Annotated in this window: 6 protein-coding genes; 3 read left to right on the forward strand and 3 right to left on the reverse strand. The window is 60.2% G+C overall.

Translation table 11 applies throughout. The features are described from left to right. Positions 1 to 269: 269 nt before the first annotated feature. From pqqE to pqqA, 3 genes are read right to left on the reverse strand one after another with little or no spacing between them, the layout of a single operon-like run. On the reverse strand, positions 270 to 1406 hold the full coding sequence (gene pqqE / locus VGK14_RS00005) for a pyrroloquinoline quinone biosynthesis protein PqqE (protein ID WP_331506839.1): 1137 nt from the start codon (positions 1404 to 1406) through the stop codon (positions 270 to 272). Continuing rightward, complete coding sequence (pqqD, locus tag VGK14_RS00010; protein ID WP_331506840.1) at positions 1375 to 1668, reverse strand: pyrroloquinoline quinone biosynthesis peptide chaperone PqqD; 294 nt, start codon at positions 1666 to 1668, stop codon at positions 1375 to 1377. The genes pqqE and pqqD overlap by 32 nt, the downstream gene beginning before the upstream one ends. A 54-nt stretch (positions 1669 to 1722) precedes the next feature. Beyond that, positions 1723 to 1857 carry a pyrroloquinoline quinone precursor peptide PqqA gene (pqqA, locus tag VGK14_RS14605; RefSeq protein WP_414691688.1) on the reverse strand — a complete coding sequence of 45 codons (135 nt, stop codon included), beginning with the start codon at positions 1855 to 1857 and terminating at the stop codon, positions 1723 to 1725. Between the two features lie 329 nt (positions 1858 to 2186). Here pqqA and VGK14_RS00015 point away from each other — a divergent pair, with 329 nt between their 5' ends. The 3 genes from VGK14_RS00015 to VGK14_RS00025 all read left to right on the forward strand — a co-directional run. After that, positions 2187 to 2615, forward strand: coding sequence for a putative zinc-binding protein (locus VGK14_RS00015; protein ID WP_331506841.1), 429 nt, complete (start codon positions 2187 to 2189; stop codon positions 2613 to 2615). Positions 2616 to 2627: 12 nt separating this feature from the next. Beyond that, positions 2628 to 4550: a histidine kinase gene (locus VGK14_RS00020; protein WP_331506842.1), complete on the forward strand. Its 1923-nt coding sequence runs from the start codon at positions 2628 to 2630 to the stop codon at positions 4548 to 4550. Next, positions 4550 to 4887, forward strand: a 338-nt coding sequence (locus tag VGK14_RS00025) for a response regulator transcription factor (protein WP_331506843.1), incomplete at its 3' end; no start/stop codon positions are given. The genes VGK14_RS00020 and VGK14_RS00025, both read left to right, overlap by 1 nt.

Consider the following 4887-nt stretch of genomic DNA (forward strand, 5'->3'; position numbering starts at 1 on the left):
AGTTCCTCGCGCGCCAGCGGGCGGTAGCTGGGACGCTGCACCACGCTGGCGTAGTTGTGCCCCACCCAGATCAGGCCGCCGAAGAAGTGCGCCCAGCGCAGCAGCAGATCGAAAACATGCGCTTCCATGACGCTCACTTTCCTGTTGGGTTCTTCAAAATCGGGCTCTTCAACCAGCGGCCGCCACCAGATGGCGCACGAGCAGGAACAGTACTGTCGTCAGCAGCAGGCCGCAAACGATGGTGCCGACGGCGGTGTCGAGCGGCGTCCTCATTCGGCCACCACGGTGCGGGTACCCGCCGAGCGCATGATCAGCGGCTGATGCTCGCGCGGCTTACGGCTGCCGCTCACCGCCATCTCGATGACGTGATGGTGCGGCGACTTGGAGCAGGCCGGGTCGGTGTTGGCGGCATCGCCGGTGAGCAAAAAGGCCTGGCAGCGGCAGCCGCCGAAGTCCTTCTCCTTTTCACTGCAGGTGCGGCAGGGGTCCTTCATCCAATCGTCGCCGCGGAATTTCTGGAACAGCGGCGAGTCTTCCCACAGCCATTGCAGGCTGTGTTCGCGCACCGTAGGGAATTCCAGGCCTTCGATCACGCGTACTTCCTGGCACGGCAAGGCGGCGCCGTCGGGGGCGACGGTGAGATGGATGGTGCCCCAGCCGTTCATACAGGCCTTGGGGCGCGTCTCGAAATAATCCGGGATCACGAAGTAAATCGTCATGCGCTTACCCAAGCGCTCGCGCGCCCTGTTGACGGCAGCCTCGGCGCGCTCCAATTGTTCCCGCGTCGGCAGCAGCTCCTCGCGGTTGAGCAGTGCCCAGTTGTAATACTGGATGTTGGCGAACTCCATGTAGTCGACGCCGATCTCTTCGGCCAGCGCGAGGATTTCCTCCACCTGGTCGATATTCTGGCGGAACACCGGTACGTTGAGCACCATCGGAAAACCTTCCGCCTTGATGCGTTTCGCCACCTCCAGCTTGAGATCGTGCGCCCGCGCGCCTACCAGCTTGTCGGTAAGGGCACGCTCGGCCGACTGCAGGCTGAGCTGGATCTGCTTTAGCCCGGCCGCCTTCAGTGCGCTCAAGCGCACCGGCGTGAGGCCGATGCCGGAGGTGATGAGGTTGGTGTAGTAGCCGAGCCGCTCCGCTTCCGCGACCAGCTCTTCCAGGTCGTCGCGCAGCATCGGCTCGCCGCCGGAAAACCCCAGCTGCAATGCGCCCAGTTCGCGGCCTTCGCGCAGCACCCGCTTCCATTCCTCGGTGCTCAGCTCCTTGGAACCGTACTGGTCGAAGTCCAGCGGATTGTTGCACCACACGCACTTCAAGGGACACCGATAAGTGAGCTCCAGCACCAGCCACATGGGCTTGCCCAGCCCATCAAGACTTGTTACTGATCCATCCTTTGGCATACGAGGTCTCCAAAAATCTGTAAATACCGCCCTCCACCTCCGTACCGGCGTCGGCGAACAGCGCCTTGAGTTCGTCCACCATGGTCGAGACCGTGGTTTCCCCGGTGCAGCGCTTGAGAATCTCGGCGGCGCTGCCGTTGAGCTTGATCACGCCTTCCGGGTAAAGCAGGACATAAGCATCCTGCGTTTTTTCCCAGCGCAGCAGAAACATCCGGTTGATCGCGGGGCGGTCATGCGGTTGAAAATGCAAAACCTCGGACATATAGATTTCCTTATCCGTAATTTGGGCGCGGCACCAGCCGCGCCCTGGCATTACTTAACGGACATACACATAAGCCGTCACTTCAAAACCAAGACGCACATCGCAAAAATCAGGCTCGGACCACTTCATTTTTATCTCCTTTAAGATGTTGCAAATGGGTAGATTGTCTCCAAGGCTCCATGCCGTCATGCAAGCCCCAGATTGACGAACAGGGATACACCCGGTTCGCGGTGCAACTATGCGCTACCCGGCCGCCCCGAAGCACGAGGGATTTTACTTAAATGTGAATAAGGGATTGATGGAATACCACCTAAGCGAAATCATGATTTTTTGCCGAGCTGCAGTTTTCTTGATCGCGGTCAAGGAAACGCAGCGGGTAAATTGAGTAGATAAAGACTGTTAAGCGGGAGCCTGTTCAGGCGGGATCAACGGGAATTCAGCAATCATGCGAGAATGATGCCTGTTCCAGGCGCACGCCTGACCATCAGGCTGATGGCAGACACATAAGGAATGACACCATGACTCAACCGCCGAATTATAAAAAGCTGCCCCTGGTGTATTCGTGCTCGGGCTGCTCGAGTGCGGCCCAGGCGGCCAATTACATCGCCCTCAAGCTCGACCGTGAGGGAGTCGCAGAAATGTCCTGCATTTCCGGCGTGGGCGGCAATGTCCCGCACCTGGTGAACATCGCCCGCTCCGGCCGCCCCATCCTGGCGCTGGACGGCTGCCCGCTGGCCTGTACGCTGCACTGCCTGTCGGAGCGGGGCATTGCCGCAGACTATCATCTGCAATTGCACGAGCACGGCGTCAAAAAACGCTATCACGCCGATTTCAACCGGGAGCAGGCGGACCGGATCGCCGCCGAGGTTGCGCAGCAGGCAGACCGGCTATGCGACGACGACAGTCGGGCGGCGCCGTCCGGCTGTCCTGCCGCCGTTTTCTGCTAAGGCCTTGTGGCGTTGAATCTCTCCTCATATAAGTTAAGCGCCAAGCTGGCCACCATCTCGACCGCTTTCCTGATCGTCGCCTGCCTTGCCATCGGCCTCACGCTGATCGAATCATGGAATCTCGAGGGTGCTGGCGCCGCCATTAATGCGCTGGGCAGCGAACGCATGCGTTCCTACCATATCGCCTATCTGCTGGCGGCTCCTCCCTCGGCATCAGATCATCAGCAGTTGGATAGCGAGATTGCACAGTTCGAAAAGACGCTGCAACTGATCAAGCACGGCGATCCCGTGCGCCCGTTGTACCTGCCGAAATCGGAAACCGTGCATCAGCGCATGCTCGTAATCGAGTCCGACTGGGCCACGCACATACGGCCGTTGCTCGAACATATCCGGACTACTCGCGATGCGCGGCACAAGACTCTGCTGCAGCAGCAGTTTCACGACGAGATCGAATTGTTCGTGGCCAACATCGATGCGCTGGTGTACATCCTGGAGCGGCACAGCGACAACAACCTGAGCTCGCTGCGCACGCTGCAGGTAGGCTTGCTGGTTCTGGCGCTGCTGGGAACCTTTGTACTGATCGGGCTGATGTACCTGGTGGTGGTGCGCCCCATCCATACGCTGCGCGACGGCATGCTGCGCATGCGGGAAGAAGACTTCAGCGTGCGCCTGCCCCAGGAGTCGACGGACGAGCTGGGCGAACTCGCAAAGGGATTCAACGGCATGGCCGGCCACCTGCAGCAACTCTATGTGACATTGGAGCAGCAGATACAGGAGAAAACCCGCATCCTCGAAGAACGGCGCGACGAGCTAAAAACGCTGTACGACATCATTGCGCTGCTCAACCGCACGCAGAACCAGGAAGACATGTGTCGCGAATTTCTCGGCAAGCTGGTCGAAAAATACGGCGCCGAGGGCGGCATGATCCGCCTCGTGGACAAAATGGAGCACCAGATCCACCTCTATGTGCATGCAGGACTGTCCCAAGAGTTCGCCGTCGCAGAGCAGTGCAAACACATGGGCGAATGTTTCTGCGGCGAAGTCACGGCACGCAATGCCGCCACCGTCCACATGGTCAAAGCCGCACGCCCCCACGCCGACGAATATTATTGCCTGAAGGCGGGCTATGCGACGGTACTCGCACTGCCCATCCTGCTGTACGGGCACAGCATAGGCCTGTGCAACCTGTTTTTCCGCTCAGCGCGCGAACTGCAGCCTTATGAGCGCAAGCTGCTGGAAACGCTGGCACAGCACCTGGGCATCGCCATTGAAAGCCAGCGCATGGTTGCCGCCGAGAAGGAGCTCGCAATCTCCGCCGAGCGCAACCTGCTGGCGCAGGAGCTGCACGACAGCATTGCGCAGTCACTGGCTTTCCTCAACCTGCAGGCGCAGATGCTGGAAACCGCCCTGCAAGAAAACAACATGCAGGAAGCACAGGAGAACCTGGCCGGCATCCGCGCCGGCGTGCAGGAAAGTTATGACGATGTGCGCGAACTGCTGGTGCATTTCCGTACCCGCGTCAGCCATTCCGACCTCGAAACCGAGCTCGCGCGCGCGCTGTACAAGTATGAGACGCAAAGCGGCATCAAGACCTCATTCATGCAGGCCGGCACGGCACTACCCCTGCCCATCGAACACCAGGCGCAAGTGTTGTATATCGTGCAGGAGGCCCTCTCCAACATCCGCAAGCACGCCCGCGCCAGTGCCGCCGAGGTGGAAATGCAGCGCGGCGACGTATACGTGTTCACCATCCGCGACAACGGCTGCGGCCTTGACGAAGCCTCCATAGACAACGGCAGGCACGGCGGCATCGGCATGACCATCATGCGCGAGCGGGCGCAGCGCATCGGCGGGTGGCTCGACATCCACTCGCGCCCGGAGCAGGGCACGCAGGTGGTGCTGCACGTGCCCGTCATCAAGGAAAAAGGAAGCTGATGGAAACCGTACGCATCTTGCTGGTGGACGATCACGCACTGTTTCGCAGCGGCATCAGCTCGCTGCTGCAGCGCCACCCGGAATTCAATGTGGTGGGCGAAGCCACCGACGGGCTGGAAGGCCTGAAACTGGCGACCTCGCTGCAGCCCGACATGGTTCTGCTCGACCTTCACATGCCGGGCATTTCCGGCCTGGAAGCACTCAAGATGATCAAGGAAAAGCTGCCCGCCACCTGCGTCATCATGCTGACGGTTTCGGAGGATGCAGAGGATCTGCTGGCGGCAATCCGCGCCGGCGCCAACGGCTATCTGCTGAAAAACATCGCGATGGAGGCGTT

Origin of the sequence: Novimethylophilus sp. (assembly GCF_036504375.1) — a bacterium.
Classification (GTDB): Bacteria; Pseudomonadota; Gammaproteobacteria; order Burkholderiales; family Methylophilaceae; genus Novimethylophilus.